The sequence below is a fragment of the Acinetobacter sp. TR11 genome, assembly GCF_027105035.1.
Lineage (GTDB): Bacteria > Pseudomonadota > Gammaproteobacteria > Pseudomonadales > Moraxellaceae > Acinetobacter.
This window is the reverse complement of the sequence record NZ_CP114256.1, coordinates 2,275,681-2,295,241: the sequence shown is the minus strand read 5'-3', so window position 1 is coordinate 2,295,241 and position 19,561 is coordinate 2,275,681. Positions and strand designations below refer to the sequence as shown.

Genomic DNA, 19,561 nt, shown 5'->3' with positions numbered 1-19,561 from the left:
CTATATAAAAAATAGCGAGATAGTAAAATTAAATCGCTAAACTCAATCTTATACTCGCAGTGTCTTGTGCAATGCTGATAGGTCAATGCTAGTTTAAGTTACTTTATTTTTTGTAATTTCGATATTGATATCAAATCAAATTTAAAAAACTTTATTTAAAACTATTGAGCTCATGGTGGCGTACACCATTTAGAGAAAACGATCAGTATTATTTGGGACTTAAATGTGAGTCATGCTAAAAAATAACCGAGTTAGCTAAAATTTGATTGTAATTTCTCTCCAAGCTTTTTATGATTGCCCGCTTGTTTTCATCCAGTCGTTGGAAGGTACGCTTGAGTAATTTTCTAAGTGAACATTTGATTCATCGTGATGAAGATTTTATGGTGATCCATAAACCTGCTGGGCTTCTGACAGTGCCGGGGAAAACACCTGATTTACAAGATTGTTTAATCAATCGTTTATTACAACTAGAACCCAAAACTTTACTTATTCACCGTTTAGATCGTGACACTTCAGGTATTCTAGTCTTCGGTTTATCTAAATTTGGACAAAGCAATATTTCACGTCAATTTCAAGATCGTCAAACCTCAAAAATTTATCAAGCTTTGGTTGTTGGACATTTAGAAGGTCAGGGCACAGTCGATATTCCTGTGATTTATGATCCAAGTCGTCCACCGCTGCATATTGTTGATGCTTCATATCACAAACCTGCATTAACAGAATGGCAAGCCATTGAGCATTTAGAAATTCAAGGACAAGCGGTAACGCGAGTTAAATTGACTCCGATTACAGGTCGTTCCCATCAGCTTCGTGTGCATATGCAATATTTAGGTCATCCAATACTAGGAGATACCTTATATGCAACTCCTGAACAGCAACAGCTTTATGCACGTTTGTGTCTTCATGCAACACAACTTAGCTTCACTCATCCTAAAACAGGCACTCAACTCAGTTTTGACTACCCAGTGCCGTTTTAATCGTATTTTTTTGATCAAACTAGATGTAAAGCGCGCTATTTCAGTCAGCTTTATGTCAAAATATTGAGGTTATTGGGTGATTCATTTTCACCATAATACCAAATTTAAAACTACATAAAGTAGCTTAAACTTTCATCAGTTTAAGGCATACAATATGTGGGCTAACATGAAAAAAGGTGGAATAAATTGCAGCCGTTTGCTATTGGTCAACGTTGGTTATCGGATACAGAAACTGAACTCGGTCTAGGTGTTCTTATTGATGTAGATGAACGTTCTATCAGTATTTTATTCCCGAAAAGTGATGAAACGCGTGTTTATGCACGTAACAACGCGCCTTTGTCTCGTATCATCTTCAATGTCAAAGATGAAGTGCAAGATCAAGAAGGTGTTAAGTGGATTGTTGAATCGGTTGAAGATCGTCATGGCGTGCTGCGTTATGATGTGGTTCGTAGCCTAGAAAATGGCGAACAAGAACGTAAGTCATTGAACGAAACCCGTATCGGTGCACAAATTCAGCTATCAAAACCTTTAGAGCGTTTGTTAGCGAGCCAAATTGATTATAAAGAATGGTATGACCTTCGTATTGAAGCGATGCTATTGCAAGCGCAAATGCATACCAGTCCTTTACGTGGCTTCCTTGGCGCGCGTGTGGGTTTGATTCCACATCAACTGTATATCGCACACGAAGTGGGTAAACGTTTTGCACCACGCGTATTGTTAGCCGATGAAGTCGGTTTGGGTAAAACCATTGAAGCGGGTTTGATTATCCATCAACAACTGAAAACAGGACGTTCAGAGCGTATCCTAATTTTAGTGCCTGATTCATTACAGTATCAGTGGATGATTGAAATGCGCCGCCGTTTCAATTTACAATTTTCTCTATTCGATTTAACGCGTACTGCTTCGATCAAAGAACATGATCCTGATCTAAATCCATTCCTGACTGAACAATGCATTATTGCCAGTGTCGATTTGATGGTTGACCATGATGACTTGCGTGAGCAAGCGGTTGAGGCAGGTTTTGATTTACTGGTTGTCGATGAAGCACATCATTTGATGTGGAGTGAAGAAGACGGCGGTAATGATCGTTATGATCTTGTCGAAGAGTTGGCTGAACAAACAGCGGGTGTCTTACTTCTCACTGCAACGCCTGAACAATTAGGTGTAGAAAGCCATTTTGCACGTTTACGTTTACTTGATCCGCAACGTTTTAGTAGCTTAGATCGTTTCCTTGACGAAGAAGAACAATATCAGCAAACAGCTAAAGTTGCCGAAGTCTTAATGTCAGATGAAGCACTGACTGAAGAACATCTTGCTGCTCTGGATAGTTTATTAGGTCATCGTATTGATGATCAGCCTGAACAGCGTATGCGTGCGATTCATGAATTATTAGATCGTCATGGTACAGGTCGTATTTTATTCCGTAACACACGTGAAGCGATTCAAGGCTTCCCAGGTCGTGATTGCCAGCCAGCACCTTTGCCAGCACCAGAAGATTGGTCATTTGATGGCAAAATGCGTGAGCAAATGTGGCCAGAAGAAGGTCAACTCGATGGTGCTTGGATGGAAAATGATCCTCGTGTGCCATGGTTGATGGAAGTTCTACGCAAAGATTTAAAACATAAAAAAGTATTGTTGATTGCGCGTAGTGGACCAGTGGTTGAAGCGCTTGAAAATGTATTGCGTTTACATGCAGGTATTCGTACTGCCATGTTCCATGAGGGCATGAGCTTATTGGAACGTGACCAAGCGGCGGCATACTTTGCTGAAGATAGCTATGGCGCTCAGATTCTTCTCTGTTCGGAAATTGGTTCTGAAGGTCGTAACTTCCAGTTTGCCAGTGACTTGATCCTATTTGATTTACCTGCAAACCCTGACGTACTAGAACAACGTATTGGTCGTCTAGATCGTATTGGTCAGGAAAATCGCATTCAAATTCATGTGCCATATTTGATTGGTACAGCGCAAGAGCGCATGTTCCGCTGGTATAACGAAGCACTCAATATTTTTAGCAATATTTCTCCAACCGCACAAACGCTGCAAGAGAACTTTATTGTTGAATTGAAAGACTGTTTATTAGCAGATCAAGGTCAGACGTTTGAGGATTTACTTGAAGAGGTGAATGTACAACGTCAAGCTTTGGAAGCTGAGTTACAAGCTGGTCGTGATCGTTTGCTTGAATACAACTCTTGTCGCCCAGTCGTTGCACAGGGCATTGTACAAGCACTTGAAGACTATGATGACAACACGACTTTACCAATGTTCGTGAAGCGTTTCATGTCATCAACCAATATTGATTTTGATGAGCAAAGCAACGGTACAGTGATCATCAAACCAACTGATCAAATGCAAGTTCAAGGAATCACCTTGGATGAAGAAGGCATGACAGCAACCTTCTATCGTGATCAGGCTCAGATCCGTGAAGATGCACAATATTTGACTTTGGAACACCCATTTATTGAAAGTGTGATGGAAATGATCCGTACACAATCATTTGGGAGTACTAACGTTGCATTACTCAAATCGAATGCGTTAAAACAAGGTTCAGTTTTATTGGAAGTTTGGTTTAAGGTCGATGTCGTTGCACCAAAAGGGTTGAACTTACCGTCAAGTTTGCCGAAGCAATTGATTCGCGTATTACTGAGTGAAACTGGTCAGGATTTATCTGCCAAGATCGATCCAAGTATTTTGCGCCCATATTTGCATCATCTCGATGGCAATAGCTGCCGTCAAGTTGTGAAAGCACGCCGTGATGTAATTGAACAGCGTTACGCACAAGCTTTAGATATTGCCAAAACCTCTTTGCCAGAGTTGATGCAACAAGCAAAAGAACATTATGGCAGTAAATGGCAATATGAAATTGACCGTTTAACTTATCTTAAGCAATTTAATCCAAGTATTCGTCAAGATGAAATTGAGCGTTTACAAAAGTTCCAGAAAGAGGGGCTAGGCTTATTAGATGGTCTTTCTGTGACCCCAGAAGCGATTCAAGTCTTAGTTGTGGTTAAGCCTTAACTAAAACAGCAATAAAAAAGAGGACTCGAATGGTCCTCTTTTTTATTGCCTTGAATAAACTTAGTTTTGATCAATATTGGCTTCTAAGAACCATAAATATTGATCCAGATCTTCGAGTGCTGCATGGATAATATCTTCAGAGATTGGATCTTTAATTTGCTCGATTGTATCTCGAAGATGATTTGCAACGACAGCATAACGATCAGCCAACTCTTTTAAGTGATCCTGCACTGCATGGATTGCAACAGGATAAGGCTTGAGATGTGAGGTCTCTGAAACCGTTTGTGTTGTTCCGAGCGCTGTTCCACCAATCTGTACCGCACGCTCTGCGACATTGTCTAAATGCGTAATAATTGAGGTGCGGAATGTATCTAACATTTCATGCACTGCAATAAAGTTGCTCCCACGCATGTTCCAGTGCGCTTGTTTGGTAAGCAATGATAGATCAATAAGGTTAGCAAGTATTTGATTTAATATTTTAACGGTGGCTTCTTTGATGGCATCATCTAAATTATTACGTGTATATACTTTCAAAGCCGCTGCTGAAGAATTCATAGTTACCTCATTCAATTATAATGTGATGAAACATCGTGAATAAAATGATTCATTTAGTCTTTAGCATATGCTTTGAGTGGGCATGTTAATGTTTTAATTCGCAAGGATTTTGTAATTTTGCTTATCATTATTTTTCTTTTTATTACTTTGCTAAATGAGTTGAAATAATAGATTGATCTATTGAATCTGAATAGCTCAAATATAATTCAGATCAAACCAGCATCTTTGCATTCTAATTTAATGTAAGCATAAAAAATCGGTGCAACGATTAAGCCACTCAAGCCGAAAATTGATTCAAAAATGAGCATAGCCAAGAGTACTTCCCAAGCATTGGCATTAATTTTTGTACCAATGATTTTTGCGTTTACGAAATATTCAAGTTTATGAATGATGACTAAATATGCTAAAGCGATGGCTGCAACAGAGAGTGAAATGGTTAAGCCAGCCATGATAATCAAAGTATTCGAAATCAAGTTACCAATAATAGGTAAAAGACCAAAAATGAAGGTCAGAATAGTCAGTGTTTTAGCAAAAGGTAAATGGATATGGAAGAGAGGCAAAATGATAAAAACAAAAATGATAAATAGTGCTGTATTGATTAAAGAGATTTTTACTTGAGCAAAGACAACATTTTTGAATGAAATCGAAAGCTTCTGAATACGATGTAAAATAGCAGCTTTAAAGACAGGTTGTGGTGCGTGCTGCTTAAAGTTCTGAATTGAAACCAAGATACCTACAATTAAACCGATCAGCATGGTTGCTAAGTTATGCAGAATATCGGTACCTGTATTTTTTACAATTGAAATATTATTTTTGATAAATGAAAGAATCTGATTTTTGATGTCAGCAACACTATGAGGAAGATAACCAGGGACATATTGACTCATTTCAGCTTGGAATTTAATGAGGGTTTGATCAATCTTAATGTTAAACGAGTTAAGACCTGTTCCTTTTAAATCATAGATCACAAAACTAATTAAACTGGTAATAAAAAAGCCAATCAAAAATGTGGTCAAAATTCCAAGAATAATACTGATAAAGATGCGCGCGCGTTGTCCATCAATATGTTTTTCAACAATTGAGCTTAGACTGTTAATAATTTCGAAAATCAAGAAACCTGCAAAAAAACTAGGCAACAAATGCAGGGGAATGACCATCATTAAAAATAAAAACATCAGAATAAAACTGGCGATGATACTTTGACGGTCATTGAGAAGGGTCATGATCTGTATGCCTAAATTTGCTTGTAGTTATGATAAATGACAAAGATATATACTTAATGACGATAGTCTATGCTGATGAAATTGCTTAATCAATTTCCATTTTATCAAAATGACGAGCACCTTCTAAAATCATACGAATCATCACCATGGTTTGCTCTGCAACTCCAGTGCGTTGTTCAGAGGGTAAATCAATTACTTTTGCACCCATATTGAAAACCAATTGAGTAATTGCTTTAGCTGCAATATCAGCATGACTAATTTTACGATCATTCATTTGTTCCAAGCGAATCAGGTCTTCTTGTAATTCTTGCTGAAAGAAATTCAGCTGACGATCTACAGCCGATTTATACGAGGTAGAACCTGTATAACCTTCACGAAGTAATAAGCTGAGGTAGCCTTCATCGGCATCTAATTGTTGAATGAAAACTTCAACCGAACTGCGGATAATGCTTTGCTGCATAGAGGCTTGTAAACGCGCTTCGCGAATGATTTTACGTAATACCAAACCTGCACGATCGATGAGAGCGATAGCCAGTTCATCAATATCTTTAAAATGTCGATAAAAACTATTTGGTGCAATACCTGCTTCACGCGCTACTTCACGTAAGCTCAAAGATGCAATACTTTTTTGTGGGCCAATTAAATTCAGTGTTGCCTGAAAAAGTTCTTCTTTGGTAATGGTTGCTTTTCTACCAACCGAGCGTACAGGAGATTTCATAGCAATGACATCTTGTTCATTTAGTGTGTCATTACCGAGCGGTAAAAAAGTAGAAGACTGAACCATTATTTTCAAAATATAAGTAAGCTACTCGGGATTATAGCGATTGTCTGACTACTTGGGAAATGTAAATTCTTATACGAATATATATACAAATATATATACACATGTATAATAATTAAAAAATGATCAGAGTTCCCGCTCATGCAAGCAGTCGAAAAGAGAATTTCTCTATTCAATTCAATAGCCCAAAGCGTAATTACGAACCATGATGCCAATTTTTGGCTACAAAAAATCAATCCACTGTGGTCTTTGAATCAATCACTCGCCAAAGTTGTAAAAAAACAAACGGTAGCTAAGGATACAGTAAGTCTTATTTTGCAATGCAATCGTCATGTACAGCGTGGTGCAGCAGGACAACATCATCCTGTCACGGTTGAAATAGCAGGGCGTCATTACGAACGCACGTATAGTTTGATGCAATTAGATGCAGATCATCTCTGTTTAACCGTCAAAAAAGTTGATCAAGGTTTGGTGAGTTCATGGTTGGTTGAGCAAGCTAAAGTCGGGGATATTGTCTATTTAGGGCAACCTTATGGCGATATGCAGCAGCATATTCAAACTCCTAACCTGTTATTACTTGCAGCAGGTAGCGGCATTACCCCGATGCTGAGCCTGATCGAAAGTTTGAGTCAAACCAAGCAGTTTTCGACGACATCTGTCCAGTTGATGTATTGGGTGAAAACTCAGGCCGATGCCGCCTATGCTGAATATTTAAAAGAAACGGCAGAAAATTTCTCTCAATTCAGTTATCAAATTTTTTATACCCAAGAGCAAGATCAACGTTTAAATCAAAATCATGTAGAGCAAATTTCAGCTTTAAATGAAACCACTGTATATGCCTGTGGTCCATCGGGTTTTGTGAGTACAGCAGAAAAATTATTTTCTTGTGCTGCTTTGCTTCAAACCGAAGCTTTTAGTTTAAGCCAATTTGATGTGGATGCTTCGGAGACTGGTTTTATAAATGTGAGATTGACTCAATCCAACAAAACGGTTGCGATACCTAAAGGGCAATCCATTCTTTCTAGTTTGGAACATCAAGGGATTAAACCTAATCATGGTTGTCGTATGGGCATTTGTAATAAATGCGCCTGCACTAAAGCGCAAGGCTCAACGAAGAGTTTGTTGAATGGTTCAGCGAATCATGAACCAGCTCAACTATTAAAAATTTGTGTAAATTCCGCTCAGTCTGATCTAGTGATTGATCTATAAATGAGAAATTAATTATGAATATGCCTGTTAAAATTGAATATTTTAAAAATCCTAAAAATCGTGATTTAACTGCTTCAGAATTAGATGCTTTTGCACGAGAATTAGATCAGATCAAGCAAGAAGTATTGGATGACTTAGGCGAAAAAGATGCGAAGTATATTCGTCGTGTTTATTCGTCAATCCGTTATAGCAGCTTACTCGGACGAGCTTTGTTGTTTGCAGGATGGTTTCCACCAGCATGGTTATTAGGAACGGGGCTATTGGGTTTTGCCAAAATTATGGAAAACATGGAGTTAGGTCATAATGTGATGCATGGACAATATGACTGGATGAATGATCCAAAATTTAATGGTCAGACTTACGAATGGGATACCGTTGGAACCTCAGATAATTGGCGTCAAACACATAACTACAAACATCATACTTATACCAATGTGAAAGGTATGGATGATGATGTGGGTTATGGTGTATTTCGTTTATTTCCCGAACAACGTTGGACAAAGTTTACTTTAATTCAACCGATTTATATTGTGCCATTCAGCTTATTATTCCAGTGGGGAGTTGCGATTCAAAATCTTGAACTCGGCAAAGTGATTTATAAACGTAAATCAATGACGCAATTTAAACGAGAATGGCAACCAGCACAGAAAAAAATAGCGAAGCAACTTTTTAAAGATTATGTGTTTTTCCCATTGATTGCAGGACCTTCAGCGATCCCAGTTTTTACTGGAAATTTAGTTGCTAATGGGATTCGTAATATTTGGACTTTTAGTATTATTTTTTGTGGTCATTTTACTAAAGATGCTGAGGTCTTCCCAAAAACTGTTTTACAGAATGAAAGTCGCGGTCATTGGTACATGCGTCAAATTCGTGGTTCTTCTAATTTAACAGGTTCAGAAGCATTTCATATTTTGACAGGGCATTTGAGCCATCAAATTGAACATCACTTATACCCAGATATTCCCGCTCGCCGCTATCGTCAAATTGCACCTAAAGTGGAAGCTGTATGTGAGAAATATGGTTTAAATTACAATAATGCTAGCTTTGTAAAACAATTCGGTGAAGTTGTAGGGCGTATTTTTAAATATGCGCTTCCTTTTAAAAAGTAAAAAAATAACTCAAGTAGAACAGCCCCGAATACCGTGTTCGGGGCTTTTTACTTTTATTTTTTCTTTTTTGAAACCCACATGGTAATGGTGGCGTGAAAGACTTTTTCATTCTGTTGATCAATTACATCAACATTCACCAGATATTCTCCAGCTTTATCCCAATCGTAGTGCTGCTCTACTGGGGTGGCGATCGCAATCAAATCAGTTTCTGCTTTTTTTAAATATTCTACGGTCATACCTTTTGGAATCCAGCGATGTGAAGTTGGAACAGTCACCTCAGTCATCGTACCGCCTGCAAGTTCGGCCATATTGCACATTGCAATCGCATGAACTGTACCAATGTGATTCAGCACTGCGCGTTTTTTCTTAATGGATATTTTACAAAAGTTCGGTTTCAATTCTTCAAATAAAGGAGAAATGCTACTGAAATAAGGTGCTTTTAAACAAAGCATACGTGTGAACGTCCATTTTCCAGCAGGTAAAACTGAAACCTTATTCCATAATTCCAAAGTTGATGCCATTAGATGATTCCCTACAAAACAGAATTAAATTCTTTTACGGAATATAATTCTGTTTACAAGTTGTGGTCAAGTCATACACAATAGTTCCGATAGTTGGTAAATTTAAATAACTTATGCAAACGGCTCAGCAATTATTAGAACGCTTATATCCACAACGTAGATCATTGTTAAAAAGACAAATCTTAATGGACGCATTGGTATATTTTCTTGAATATGGTCTCGATGCGACCAGTATTGAAATGATCCGAGACAAATCTGAAAGTAGTGTCGGGGCAATTTATCACCATTTTAAAAACAAAGAGGGGGTGATTGCTGCACTTGTTTTTGCTGCTTTAGATGATCAAGCAGCATTACGAGATCAATATCTAGAGCGTACACAGTCTTTAAGAGATGTATTGAATGCTTTAATTTATAGTTACGTTGATTGGGTTTCTGATCAACCTCATTTTGCAAAATTTTTAATGCTTGCTCATTTTAATGTGATGCAAAGTGAGTACCGACCATTGTTAAATGAAAAAAATAAACTGAGAAATCAAAAAATCGTGAGCTATATGTCGACATATAGCAATGCTAAGTTATTGAAATCAGTACCGCCTGAATTGATGATCTCATTGGTGATTGGTGCAACTGAAAGTTATTGTCGAGCATGGTTATCTGAAAAAGTGCTTACCAACCCAAATGTTTATCGGGAAAACTTGGCCCAGGCTGCTTGGGATTCGTTGCAGAACTTATAGCATGGCACTATTATTTTGAACTGCACAAATTGAAAGAATGAGACTCAAAATTTTCTCTTAGATTTTGCTTAAATAAAATTAAAATTGCTCATATTCGGTGTGTTCATATCATTCAAACAGCACCTTTGCCAGTGAGTAAAAAGCAATTAAATTCTTGATTGGGCGTATGCGATACGTCCCTACAATTATGAATCAATATGAAAGAGATCATTTTCCCATGTTCGAGGATTATTAATAATATAGTCAGAAATCACCATATAGGATTTTTCATTACGAATGATATGTTCATAGTAATTTCTTTGCCATACTTTTTGACTAAAATCGAGTTGATTAAATTGTTTTGTAACTGCAGCCTTATAGCCACGAATGATCGCACCAATATTATTAGATGGTGATCGTAGGGGCGTATTGCATACGCCCAAATCACTACACATGTTTAGATTATCAGTAGTTTGAGTAATAGAAATATTCTTTATATCTGGCTTTTTTAGATGGATGATTGCATGCATATGATTAGGCATAATAATAAAATGGTCTAAAACAACATTGTTTCTTAAATTGATTGTATTTAACCATTTATTGTAGGCGATTTGACCAAATTGATTTAACGTCATTTCTTGCTCAGTAATTTGACCAAATATACATTGTCGGTCTGCGCAGCAAATTGTAATAAAATACATTCCATTTTGTGAATAATCATAGCCTTTTAGGCGGATAGTTTTTCTGTGATGTATATTTGCGGTATAGGTATTCATTGTTCTTATCTTTAAGTGTATTTAAGCAATTAAACATGCGTAAAAAATCAAAAAACTACCATAAGTGATTGTATTTTATTTATTAATTTAAATAAAAAACATGTTTGCTTTTTAGCTCTTACTTATATATTGAATGGATTATATTATAGAAATAGGGCGTATCTGATACGCCCTTATGTGAATATTTAATTATTTAAATTGGATTGAGCCATTAGCACTGACAGTAATTTTCGATTCACCAGCAGCCATGTCTTGTGCTGGAGCTGCTTCAGCCATCGCAAATTTTGCCATGCCACCACGCATAATTGGTTGAGGAAAATAATTACTTGTATTCAAATTTAAACTGACAAGATTATATTGCGTTTTATTCCAAGCCTGAGTAATCGCTTGTGCGCGTTGCTGAAAGTTTTTAGAAGCTTCAATCATCAGTTCATTTTCAACTTTTTTACGTTGTTCGTCAGATACGCTAAAACTAATCGATTGGGTCTGAAAGCTTTGTTGTAGTTCACTAATCAACTGGCTTGCTGCTTTAAAGTCTTTACTTTCAATTTGGATTTCTGCGCGCGCGCGCCATTCTTTTAACTTATTATTATCATTGTCATAAATAGGGTAGGTACTTTGAGCACCTGTTTCGACTTTTACTTGTGGATATTTACGAGAAATTACTTGCGCTTGATTCATCAACTGATTGATTTGATTCGAAAGCTCTGCGGGTTGCTTATTGCTTCTTTCAATATAAAGCACAGCACGCATTTCGTCATTCGCAACTTGGCGTGCTGCATCTGCTTGGATATTCACAATATTATAATTTAAGCTTTCTGTTTCTTGAGCAAAAAGGGACGGGCTGAGTGCTACGCCGATCATCATAGTCGCAAGTGCTAAAGTACGCATAAAATATTCCTTAAAATTTGGTATTAAACATTTATTTTTACAAGTCTGATATTAGAAACAACTGATGGGGAACTTTTGCATTTTTTGTGGTGTCTTTGTAATATATTAACAGTGTTTTGCAACAGAAAAATTAATTAAAAAATATTTAAAATTAAATAATTAGCTATATATATTTGACCATTTATCTAAAAAAATTAAGGCTGTTAAAAAAAGCTTACTTTCTTTCGCTTGTCACATAGTATGATGATAATTCATCATAGTTATTGGAATGAAGCATTTTTTCAATAATATTAGATGAATGTCAGGCATAAAAAGAGTTTATTTTATTTCAAAATTAGGTATCATCTCGCTCCTAGTTGAAAGATATAAAATTTGTGTCTCACTAGATTCTAAAAAGCACCGAGTCAAACGACCGCAAGTCACCAGACTTATTTCTTTTACCCATATCAGAGATGGTAATTCGATATGAGCGTTACTTCCGTAAATCCTGCCGCTAATGCAACTAACGAATATTATCTGACTCGCCAAAGTCAGATGGAATCGAATGTTCGTAGTTATCCACGTAAATTACCGTTAGCGATAGCAAAAGCACAAGGCTGTTGGGTTACTGATGTTGAAGGTACAGAGTACCTTGATTGTTTAGCTGGGGCAGGGACATTGGCTTTGGGCCATAATCATCCTGCGGTGATTCAAAGTATTCAAGACACATTGGCAAGCGGTTTGCCATTGCATACTTTAGACTTAACGACTCCTTTAAAAGATGCGTTTACTGAAGCGCTTTTGGCTTATTTGCCAGGCGGTCAAGAAGAATATTGCCTACAATTCTGTGGTCCATCTGGTGCAGATGGTACAGAAGCAGCGATTAAATTAGCGAAAACTTATACGGGTCGTAGCACAGTGATTAGTTTCTCTGGTGGCTACCATGGTATGACGCACGGCGCGCTTGCAATGACAGGTAACTTGTCTGCAAAGAATGCGGTCAATGGCTTAATGCCAGGCGTGCAATTTATGCCATACCCACATGAATATCGTTGCCCACTTGGTTTAGGTGGGGAAGCAGGTGTTGACGCTTTAACGTATTTCTTTGAAAACTTCATTGAAGATGTTGAAAGTGGTGTAACCAAGCCTGCAGCTGTGATCCTTGAAGCGATTCAAGGTGAAGGTGGTGTTGTTACTGCACCGGTAAAATGGTTGCAAAAAATCCGTGAAGTGACTGAAAAGCACAACATCGTTTTAATCTTGGACGAAGTTCAAGCTGGTTTTGCACGTTCAGGTAAAATGTTTGCCTTTGAACATGCTGGAATCGAGCCTGATGTTGTGGTGATGTCTAAAGCGGTCGGTGGTAGTTTACCACTTGCAGTATTGGGTATTAAACGTAAGTTTGATGCTTGGCAGCCTGCGGGTCACACGGGTACTTTCCGTGGTAACCAACTTGCGATGGGTACAGGTTTAGCATCACTTCAAGTGATCAAAGAACAAAACCTTGCTCAAAATGCGCAAGAGCGTGGTGATTTCTTACAAGCAGAGTTCAAGAAACTTGCTCAAGAATTCCCATGTATTGGTAACGTACGTGGTCGTGGTTTGATGATCGGTGTTGAGATCGTTGACGAGCGTAAACCTGCGGATCATATGGGTTCATTACCTGCGGATGCTCAATTGGCTGCTGCAATCCAGACAGCTTGTTTCAACAATAAATTATTGCTTGAAAAAGGCGGCCGTAACGGTACTGTAATTCGTTTACTTTGCCCGTTGATTATCAATCAAGAAGAGTGCGTAGAGGCGGTTGCTCGCTTCAAGAAAGCTGTTGCTGAAGCATTAAAAGCAGTACGAGGCTAATTCATGGTTGATTTTGCAGAACATCGTAAAGCGTTACTCTGCAATGATGCTCAATCTATTGCTGACTATCAGTCAGCAATGGGCGAGGCGGTAACTGCCGTTTCAGCATGGTTGCAAAATGATAAAATGTACACTGGCGGTAGCATTAAAGATTTGCGCGAAGCAATCTCTTTTGCTCCTTCAAAACAAGGTTTAGGTGTACAGCAATCATTACAACGTATGGTTGAGCTTTTCCTCAACAAAAGCTTAAAAGTACATCACCCGCATTCACTTGCACACTTACACTGCCCAACCATGGTGATGAGCCAGATTGCGGAAGTGTTGATCAATGCAACCAACCAGTCGATGGACTCATGGGATCAAAGCCCAGCGGGTTCTTTGATGGAAGTTCAACTCATTGATTGGCTTCGTCAAAAAGTCGGTTATGGTGCAGGTCAAGCTGGTGTGTTCACCTCTGGTGGTACACAGTCAAACTTGATGGGTGTATTGCTGGCACGTGACTGGTGTATATCGAAAAACTGGAAAGACGAAAATGGTAAGCCATGGTCTGTTCAGCGTGATGGTATCCCAGCAGAAGCAATGAAGAACGTCAAAGTCATCTGTTCTGAAAATGCACATTTCTCTGTGCAAAAGAACATGGCGATGATGGGTATGGGCTTCCAGTCTGTTGTCACTGTTCCTGTGAATGAAAATGCACAGATGGATGTTGATGCACTGGAAAAAACCATGGCGCATCTTCAGTCTGAAGGCAAAATCGTCGCGTGTGTTGTTGCAACAGCAGGTACGACTGATGCTGGAGCAATTGATCCACTCAAGAAAATCCGTGAAATTACCACGAAATATGGTGCATGGATGCATATTGATGCAGCTTGGGGCGGTGCACTGATTCTTTCAAATGACCATCGTGCAATGTTGGATGGTATTGAATTATCAGATTCAATCACGCTAGATTTCCATAAACATTATTTCCAAAGCATTAGCTGTGGCGCTTTCTTATTGAAAGACGAAGCAAACTATCGCTTTATGCATTATGAAGCAGAATATCTTAACTCTGCTTATGATGAAGAACATGGTGTACCTAACCTCGTGTCTAAATCATTGCAAACGACTCGTCGTTTTGATGCATTGAAATTGTGGATGACGGTTGAAGCATTAGGCGAAGAGCTTTATGGTTCAATGATTGATCATGGTGTGAAACTTACACGTGAAGTTGCTGATTATATTAAAGCAACTGCTGGTCTTGAATTGTTGGTTGAACCACAATTCGCTTCAGTCCTGTTCCGTGTAGTACCAGAAGCTTATCCTGCTGAATTTATCGATAGCTTAAATCAAAACGTGGCAGATGAATTGTTTGCTCGTGGTGAAGCGAATATTGGTGTAACCAAAGTGGGTAATGTTCAATCATTGAAGATGACCACTTTAAGCCCAGTTGCAACACTTGAAAACGTTCAGAACTTGCTTGCATTGGTGCTTGCAGAAGCTGATCGTATTAAAGATGCAATTGTTGCAGGAACTTATGTTCCAGCGATTGACTAATCAATTTGCTTTCTAAGAGAAAGGCACATTCATGTGCCTTTTTTATTTTTTTAGTCTTGGAGATTGAGCTTGGAAAGGTTTAGCTCATCTGAGTATAGCTTTAATTTAATCTCAAGTAATTTTCGGAATAGCTTAAGATAGATGTGTAATGGCTATTGGAAACCTAATTTTAGTTAATTTAGAGCCGAATTGAAGGATTAAAACTAATATTACAAAGAATCTGTCATATAGTTTTCATTACTAAGGTCGTCAAATTTGTATTTCTAGTTTGATTTCTTATATGTCTTGTTGTAAGTGAAAAATTATAAATTACAATCATTAAGATAATTTTCTTTCGCTATTTTTATCAAAAAATTCTTTTCTTTATGACTGAAAATTTTCAAATAAAAATGATCATCATAAAAGCGTCATAAATTTGTCACTTAATTGTCATATTATCTGCTCAAAATGCAATTAACTAAAGTACAACACTTAAATTAAAAAGAGTTGTAAATCAAATTGTACAAATGAGAGAAAACAGAATGCGCTTAAACCCACGTCATATTGCACTTGCATTAGCTGTATCTGGAGTAGCCGTAGCAACAACTGCAAATGCAGCTCGTGATACAATTCAAATTGCTGGTTCTTCAACTGTATTGCCTTATGCAAGTATTGTTGCTGAAGAGTTTGGTAATACTTTCCCGCAATTTAAAGCACCGGTTGTTGGTTCAGGTGGTACTTCAGGTGGTTTGAAGCAATTCTGTCAAGGTGTTGGTGATAACACGATCGATATCGCAAATGCTTCACGCAAAATTAAAGATTCAGAGCTTGCTGCATGTAAAAAAGCAGGCGTAAATCAAGTTCAAGAAATCAAAATTGGTTATGACGGTATTGTTTTTGCGTCTAACTCAAGAAAGGGTGCTTATAACTTAGACCCAGTGCATGTATTTACAGCATTGGCTGCACAGCTTCCTTCAGGTGGTAAATTGGTTCCAAACCCATATACACGATGGAACCAAATTGATGATGACTTACCAAATGAACCGATTACTTTAGTTATTCCAGCAACAAACCATGGTACGCGTGAAGTGTTCCAAGAAAAAATGGTTGAAGCGGGTTGTGAATCATTTGCTTATTTCAAAAATTTAGATAAAGAAGAACAGAAAAAAGCATGTGCAAACTTCCGTAAAGACGGTCGTGTGATTGAAATTGCAGGTGACTACACTGAAACACTTGCTCGTTTAAAAACTTCTCCAAATGCAGTGGGTGTATTTGGTTTAGGTTTCTATGATCAAAACCGTGATAAGTTACGTGTTGCGACTGTAAATGGTGTTTTACCTTCAGAGAAAACAGTTTTAAGCGGTCAATATCCAGTATCTCGCGCACTTTACTTCTATGTAAAGGGTGAGCACTTAAAATCAATTAAAGGTTTACCACAATACGTAGAATACTTCCTGAATAAGAAAGCTTCAGGTAAAGGTTCTAAATTAGAAAAAGCTGGTTTGATCACTATGAGCGATAAAGAACGTGCAAAAGTTCTAGCTGATTTCAAAGCGGGTAAAACAGTTAAGTAATATTGTTAAAAGGGAGGCTGATGAGACTTGGGTTCATCAGCCTTTTTGTCTAACTAAGTTTTTTCAAATGATGAAAATTGAGAAAACAGTGGAGATTACATGAATCTGCTACTTATCGGTGTGTTATTGGCCCTTGTGGCAATTGCATATCAAATCGGGCTGAGTAAAAGCCGTAACCTAGCAGGTAAGGGAAATAACTCAGCAACACTACATTCACGTCCAGGTTATTATGGTGCGTTGGTGGCTTTGTGGTGCGGTATTCCTGCTTTTTTAATTTTGATCATTTGGAATTTGGTCGAACCAAGTATCCTACAACATATTATCTTTAATAATATTCCTGCATCTGTCAGTGCTACTCTGGATGAAGCAGGACGCGATGTTTTAATTGATCGTGTTCAAGCGATTGCTTCTGGTTTTGGGGTTACAGATCAAGCAGCTGCATATGAAGTGGCAGCAGCTCAACAGCTAGCGAAATTTGAAACAATTGGTTCTTTTGCAAAGTTAGCAATCGTAATTAGTGCGGGATTGGGCGGTTTAGTTTGGGCAAAACGTCATGTCAGTCAGCAATTTCGCGCGCGTAACCAAGTTGAGAAAGCCATTAATGTTGGTTTAATTCTGTGTTCTGGTGTTGCCATTCTCACTACCATCGGTATTGTACTTTCAATGCTGACTGAAGCTTTACACTTCTTTAAGTTTGTTAGCCCAGCGGATTTTTTCTTTGGTACAGAGTGGAATCCAGGTTTTAGCACTTCAGGAAATGCAGAAGGTAGCTACGGTATCTTGCCATTAATTTGGGGTACTTTAATGGTGAGTGGTATTGCATTATCTGTTGCAGTACCTGTTGGTTTAATGATTGCGATTTATCTTGCTGAATATGCATCACCTAACTTACGTTCGTGGGCAAAGCCAACGATTGAAGTGTTAGCAGGTATTCCAACCATTGTTTATGGTGTATTTGCACTTATGGTGATTGGTCCATTTTTCAAAATGATCGGTGAGACAGTTGGTATTGATATCAATGCAACAAGTGCTCTAACCGCTGGTTTTGTGATGGGGATTATGATCATTCCATTCGTCTCATCATTATCAGACGATATTATTACTCAAGTTCCTCGTGCGCTACGTGATGGTTCTCTGGGCTTAGGTGCAACCAAATCAGAAACGATTCGTCAGGTTGTTTTACCGGCAGCATTACCTGGTATCACTGGTGCATTTTTGCTTGCTGTTTCTCGTGCGGTTGGTGAGACCATGATTGTGGTACTTGCAGCAGGGAATAGCCCATTACTGCATGCGAATCCATTCGAAGCTGTTTCAACCGTCACAGTAACTATTGTTAAGCAATTAACAGGTGATACTGACTTTGCGAGTCCACAAGCATTAGTCGCATTTGCACTTGGTCTAACCTTGTTTGTGATCACTTTGGGTTTAAACATTATTGCACTATATATCGTGCGTAAATATCGTGAGCAATACGAATGAGTTTAAATACATCTCCTCTGGATCAGAATGTATTGGATCCGCAAGTGGCTGCTGAACAGCGTAAAAAAAGAATCCAAAACTCTTTAGCTAAACGCCATCGTAAAGAAAAAGCATTCCGTATCGCTGGTTTCTCAGCTGTCATGATTGGTCTCGCTTTTGTTGCCTTATTGTTTGGCAGCATTTTAGCGAAAGGGTTGCCGTCATTTTGGCAAAGTAGCATGACTGTTCCGGTTTATTTTGATCCTACAATTATTAATGTTGGGGCAAAACCAAAACCAATTGCAGGAGAAACACCTGCTCATTTTGAGGAGCGACTTGTTGCTTGGCAAACTGAGATGGGAATGGTGGATTGGGATGCACTTATTGTTAACGGTATGGTTGCAAAAGATCCCGCTTTAGAATCCCAACGTGATTACTTGAACAGTATATATACGAGTTCTGAAGCCTATCGTTTACGTGATATGGTGCTTGAAAATCCATCATTGATCGGTACTAAGGATGAGATTAAATTCTTAGCTGATGCCAATGTCGATGTATGGTTAGCAGGTAATATTGATCGTTCTTTACCAGATGACCAACAGCAGCTTGATTTGGAAGTTCGTCAAATTGCTGACCAATTAAAAGCAAAAGGGATTATTGAAAATACATTCAATACCAATTTATTTGTGAGCCCAGACTCTCGTAGTTCACCTGCAACAAGTGGTTTAGCTGGTGCATTTATGGGTTCTTTATTCATGATGCTTATTGTGATTATCATCTCGATCCCAATTGGTGTTGCGAGTGCGATTTATCTTGAAGAATTTGCACCAAAAAATATCATGACGGACATTATTGAGGTCAATATCAATAATTTGGCTGCTGTACCTTCGATTGTATTTGGTTTATTGGGTGCTGCGATTTTCATTGGTTGGATGCATTTACCACTTTCTGCACCGTTAGTGGGTGGTTTGGTTCTAAGCCTGATGACTTTACCAACTGTGATTATTACAACACGTGCATCTTTAAAAGCTGTGCCACCTTCGATTCGCCAAGCAGCTTTAGGCTTAGGTGCATCAAAAGTACAGACGGTGTTCCATCACGTATTACCATTGGCATTACCGGGTATCATGACAGGTTCGATTATTGGTGTAGCACATGCTTTAGGTGAAACAGCGCCATTACTTTTAATTGGTATGAGTGCTTTTGTTGCAAGTGTTCCAGCAACACCTTTAGATCAAGCAACTGCATTACCTGTACAAGTTTATTTATGGCAAGGCAACGAATTACGTAACTTCTTTGAAGGACGTACAGCTGCTGCGATTATTGTGTTACTTGCATTAATGATTGGTTTAAACAGCCTTGCAATTTGGCTTCGTAAGAAATTTGAAGTGCGTTGGTAATTGAGGAG

At 38.2% G+C, this 19,561-nt stretch carries 16 protein-coding genes; 10 read left to right on the top strand and 6 right to left on the bottom strand.

Annotation, left to right across the window (positions count from 1 at the left end; all coding sequences use genetic code 11):
* Positions 1-332: 332 nt before the first annotated feature.
* The gene (locus O1450_RS10945; protein WP_269228437.1) at positions 333-977 is read left to right on the top strand and encodes an RluA family pseudouridine synthase; all 645 of its coding nucleotides are present in this window, start codon (positions 333-335) and stop codon (positions 975-977) included.
* A gap of 186 nt (positions 978-1,163) precedes the next feature.
* The gene (gene rapA / locus O1450_RS10940) at positions 1,164-3,992 is read left to right on the top strand and encodes an RNA polymerase-associated protein RapA (RefSeq protein ID WP_269228436.1); all 2,829 of its coding nucleotides are present in this window, start codon (positions 1,164-1,166) and stop codon (positions 3,990-3,992) included.
* 60 nt (positions 3,993-4,052) lie between these two features.
* Here rapA and dps read toward each other — a convergent pair whose 3' ends face one another.
* The 3 genes from dps to fabR form a co-directional block, all read right to left on the bottom strand.
* Positions 4,053-4,547: a DNA starvation/stationary phase protection protein Dps gene (gene dps, locus O1450_RS10935; RefSeq protein WP_269228435.1), complete on the bottom strand. Its 495-nt coding sequence runs from the start codon at positions 4,545-4,547 to the stop codon at positions 4,053-4,055.
* A gap of 206 nt (positions 4,548-4,753) precedes the next feature.
* Entirely contained in the window at positions 4,754-5,770 is a 1,017-nt protein-coding gene (locus O1450_RS10930; RefSeq protein WP_269228434.1) for an AI-2E family transporter, read from the bottom strand.
* 85 nt (positions 5,771-5,855) lie between these two features.
* Positions 5,856-6,554 (bottom strand): HTH-type transcriptional repressor FabR, encoded by a 699-nt coding sequence (gene fabR / locus O1450_RS10925; RefSeq protein WP_269228433.1) that lies wholly within the window; start codon positions 6,552-6,554, stop codon positions 5,856-5,858.
* A 138-nt stretch (positions 6,555-6,692) separates the two neighbouring features.
* Between fabR and O1450_RS10920 the strand changes: the two genes are divergently transcribed.
* On the top strand, positions 6,693-7,760 hold the full coding sequence (locus tag O1450_RS10920; protein ID WP_269228432.1) for a ferredoxin reductase: 1,068 nt from the start codon (positions 6,693-6,695) through the stop codon (positions 7,758-7,760).
* 14 nt (positions 7,761-7,774) lie between these two features.
* The gene (locus tag O1450_RS10915; protein WP_005217637.1) at positions 7,775-8,869 is read left to right on the top strand and encodes a fatty acid desaturase family protein; all 1,095 of its coding nucleotides are present in this window, start codon (positions 7,775-7,777) and stop codon (positions 8,867-8,869) included.
* A gap of 53 nt (positions 8,870-8,922) precedes the next feature.
* On the opposite strand, the gene O1450_RS10910 is transcribed toward O1450_RS10915, so the two are convergent.
* Positions 8,923-9,390, bottom strand: a complete 468-nt coding sequence (locus O1450_RS10910; RefSeq protein ID WP_269228431.1) for a hotdog fold domain-containing protein — start codon at positions 9,388-9,390, stop codon at positions 8,923-8,925.
* Positions 9,391-9,503: 113 nt separating this feature from the next.
* Here O1450_RS10910 and O1450_RS10905 point away from each other — a divergent pair, with 113 nt between their 5' ends.
* The gene (locus O1450_RS10905) at positions 9,504-10,124 is read left to right on the top strand and encodes a TetR/AcrR family transcriptional regulator (protein WP_269228430.1); all 621 of its coding nucleotides are present in this window, start codon (positions 9,504-9,506) and stop codon (positions 10,122-10,124) included.
* A 185-nt stretch (positions 10,125-10,309) separates the two neighbouring features.
* Here O1450_RS10905 and O1450_RS10900 read toward each other — a convergent pair whose 3' ends face one another.
* Together O1450_RS10900 and O1450_RS10895 are read right to left on the bottom strand one after the other, a co-directional pair.
* A complete protein-coding gene (locus O1450_RS10900; RefSeq protein WP_269228429.1) occupies positions 10,310-10,879 on the bottom strand; it encodes a transposase in 570 nt (189 codons plus the stop codon).
* A gap of 189 nt (positions 10,880-11,068) precedes the next feature.
* Positions 11,069-11,770 carry an SIMPL domain-containing protein gene (locus tag O1450_RS10895; RefSeq protein ID WP_269228428.1) on the bottom strand — a complete coding sequence of 234 codons (702 nt, stop codon included), beginning with the start codon at positions 11,768-11,770 and terminating at the stop codon, positions 11,069-11,071.
* Positions 11,771-12,235: 465 nt separating this feature from the next.
* On the opposite strand from O1450_RS10895, the gene O1450_RS10890 reads away from it, so the two are divergent.
* The 5 genes from O1450_RS10890 to pstA all read left to right on the top strand — a co-directional run bounded on the left by O1450_RS10890 (position 12,236) and on the right by pstA (position 19,553).
* On the top strand, positions 12,236-13,606 hold the full coding sequence (locus O1450_RS10890) for a diaminobutyrate--2-oxoglutarate transaminase (RefSeq protein ID WP_004652118.1): 1,371 nt from the start codon (positions 12,236-12,238) through the stop codon (positions 13,604-13,606).
* A 3-nt stretch (positions 13,607-13,609) separates the two neighbouring features.
* Positions 13,610-15,142 carry a pyridoxal phosphate-dependent decarboxylase family protein gene (locus O1450_RS10885; protein WP_269228427.1) on the top strand — a complete coding sequence of 511 codons (1,533 nt, stop codon included), beginning with the start codon at positions 13,610-13,612 and terminating at the stop codon, positions 15,140-15,142.
* Positions 15,143-15,663: 521 nt separating this feature from the next.
* Entirely contained in the window at positions 15,664-16,695 is a 1,032-nt protein-coding gene (locus tag O1450_RS10880) for a substrate-binding domain-containing protein (protein WP_269228426.1), read from the top strand.
* A gap of 99 nt (positions 16,696-16,794) precedes the next feature.
* On the top strand, positions 16,795-18,174 hold the full coding sequence (pstC, locus tag O1450_RS10875; protein WP_269228425.1) for a phosphate ABC transporter permease subunit PstC: 1,380 nt from the start codon (positions 16,795-16,797) through the stop codon (positions 18,172-18,174).
* The gene (pstA, locus tag O1450_RS10870) at positions 18,171-19,553 is read left to right on the top strand and encodes a phosphate ABC transporter permease PstA (RefSeq protein WP_269228424.1); all 1,383 of its coding nucleotides are present in this window, start codon (positions 18,171-18,173) and stop codon (positions 19,551-19,553) included. Before pstC ends, pstA begins: the two co-directional genes overlap by 4 nt.
* Positions 19,554-19,561 lie beyond the last annotated feature (8 nt).

Bases quoted from the DNA above. Each gene is read 5' to 3' on its own strand.
- O1450_RS10895 (WP_269228428.1), bottom strand. From the start codon at position 11,770: ATGCGTACTTTAGCACTTGCGACTATGATGATCGGCGTAGCACTCAGC.
- O1450_RS10910 (WP_269228431.1), bottom strand. From the start codon at position 9,390: ATGGCATCAACTTTGGAATTATGGAATAAGGTTTCAGTTTTACCTGCT.
- O1450_RS10880 (WP_269228426.1), top strand. From the start codon at position 15,664: ATGCGCTTAAACCCACGTCATATTGCACTTGCATTAGCTGTATCTGGA.
- O1450_RS10885 (WP_269228427.1), top strand. From the start codon at position 13,610: ATGGTTGATTTTGCAGAACATCGTAAAGCGTTACTCTGCAATGATGCT.
- O1450_RS10900 (WP_269228429.1), bottom strand. From the start codon at position 10,879: ATGAATACCTATACCGCAAATATACATCACAGAAAAACTATCCGCCTA.
- O1450_RS10915 (WP_005217637.1), top strand. From the start codon at position 7,775: ATGAATATGCCTGTTAAAATTGAATATTTTAAAAATCCTAAAAATCGT.
- pstA (WP_269228424.1), top strand. From the start codon at position 18,171: ATGAGTTTAAATACATCTCCTCTGGATCAGAATGTATTGGATCCGCAA.
- O1450_RS10905 (WP_269228430.1), top strand. From the start codon at position 9,504: ATGCAAACGGCTCAGCAATTATTAGAACGCTTATATCCACAACGTAGA.
- fabR (WP_269228433.1), bottom strand. From the start codon at position 6,554: ATGGTTCAGTCTTCTACTTTTTTACCGCTCGGTAATGACACACTAAAT.
- O1450_RS10930 (WP_269228434.1), bottom strand. From the start codon at position 5,770: ATGACCCTTCTCAATGACCGTCAAAGTATCATCGCCAGTTTTATTCTG.
- O1450_RS10920 (WP_269228432.1), top strand. From the start codon at position 6,693: ATGCAAGCAGTCGAAAAGAGAATTTCTCTATTCAATTCAATAGCCCAA.
- dps (WP_269228435.1), bottom strand. From the start codon at position 4,547: ATGAATTCTTCAGCAGCGGCTTTGAAAGTATATACACGTAATAATTTA.
- pstC (WP_269228425.1), top strand. From the start codon at position 16,795: ATGAATCTGCTACTTATCGGTGTGTTATTGGCCCTTGTGGCAATTGCA.
- O1450_RS10890 (WP_004652118.1), top strand. From the start codon at position 12,236: ATGAGCGTTACTTCCGTAAATCCTGCCGCTAATGCAACTAACGAATAT.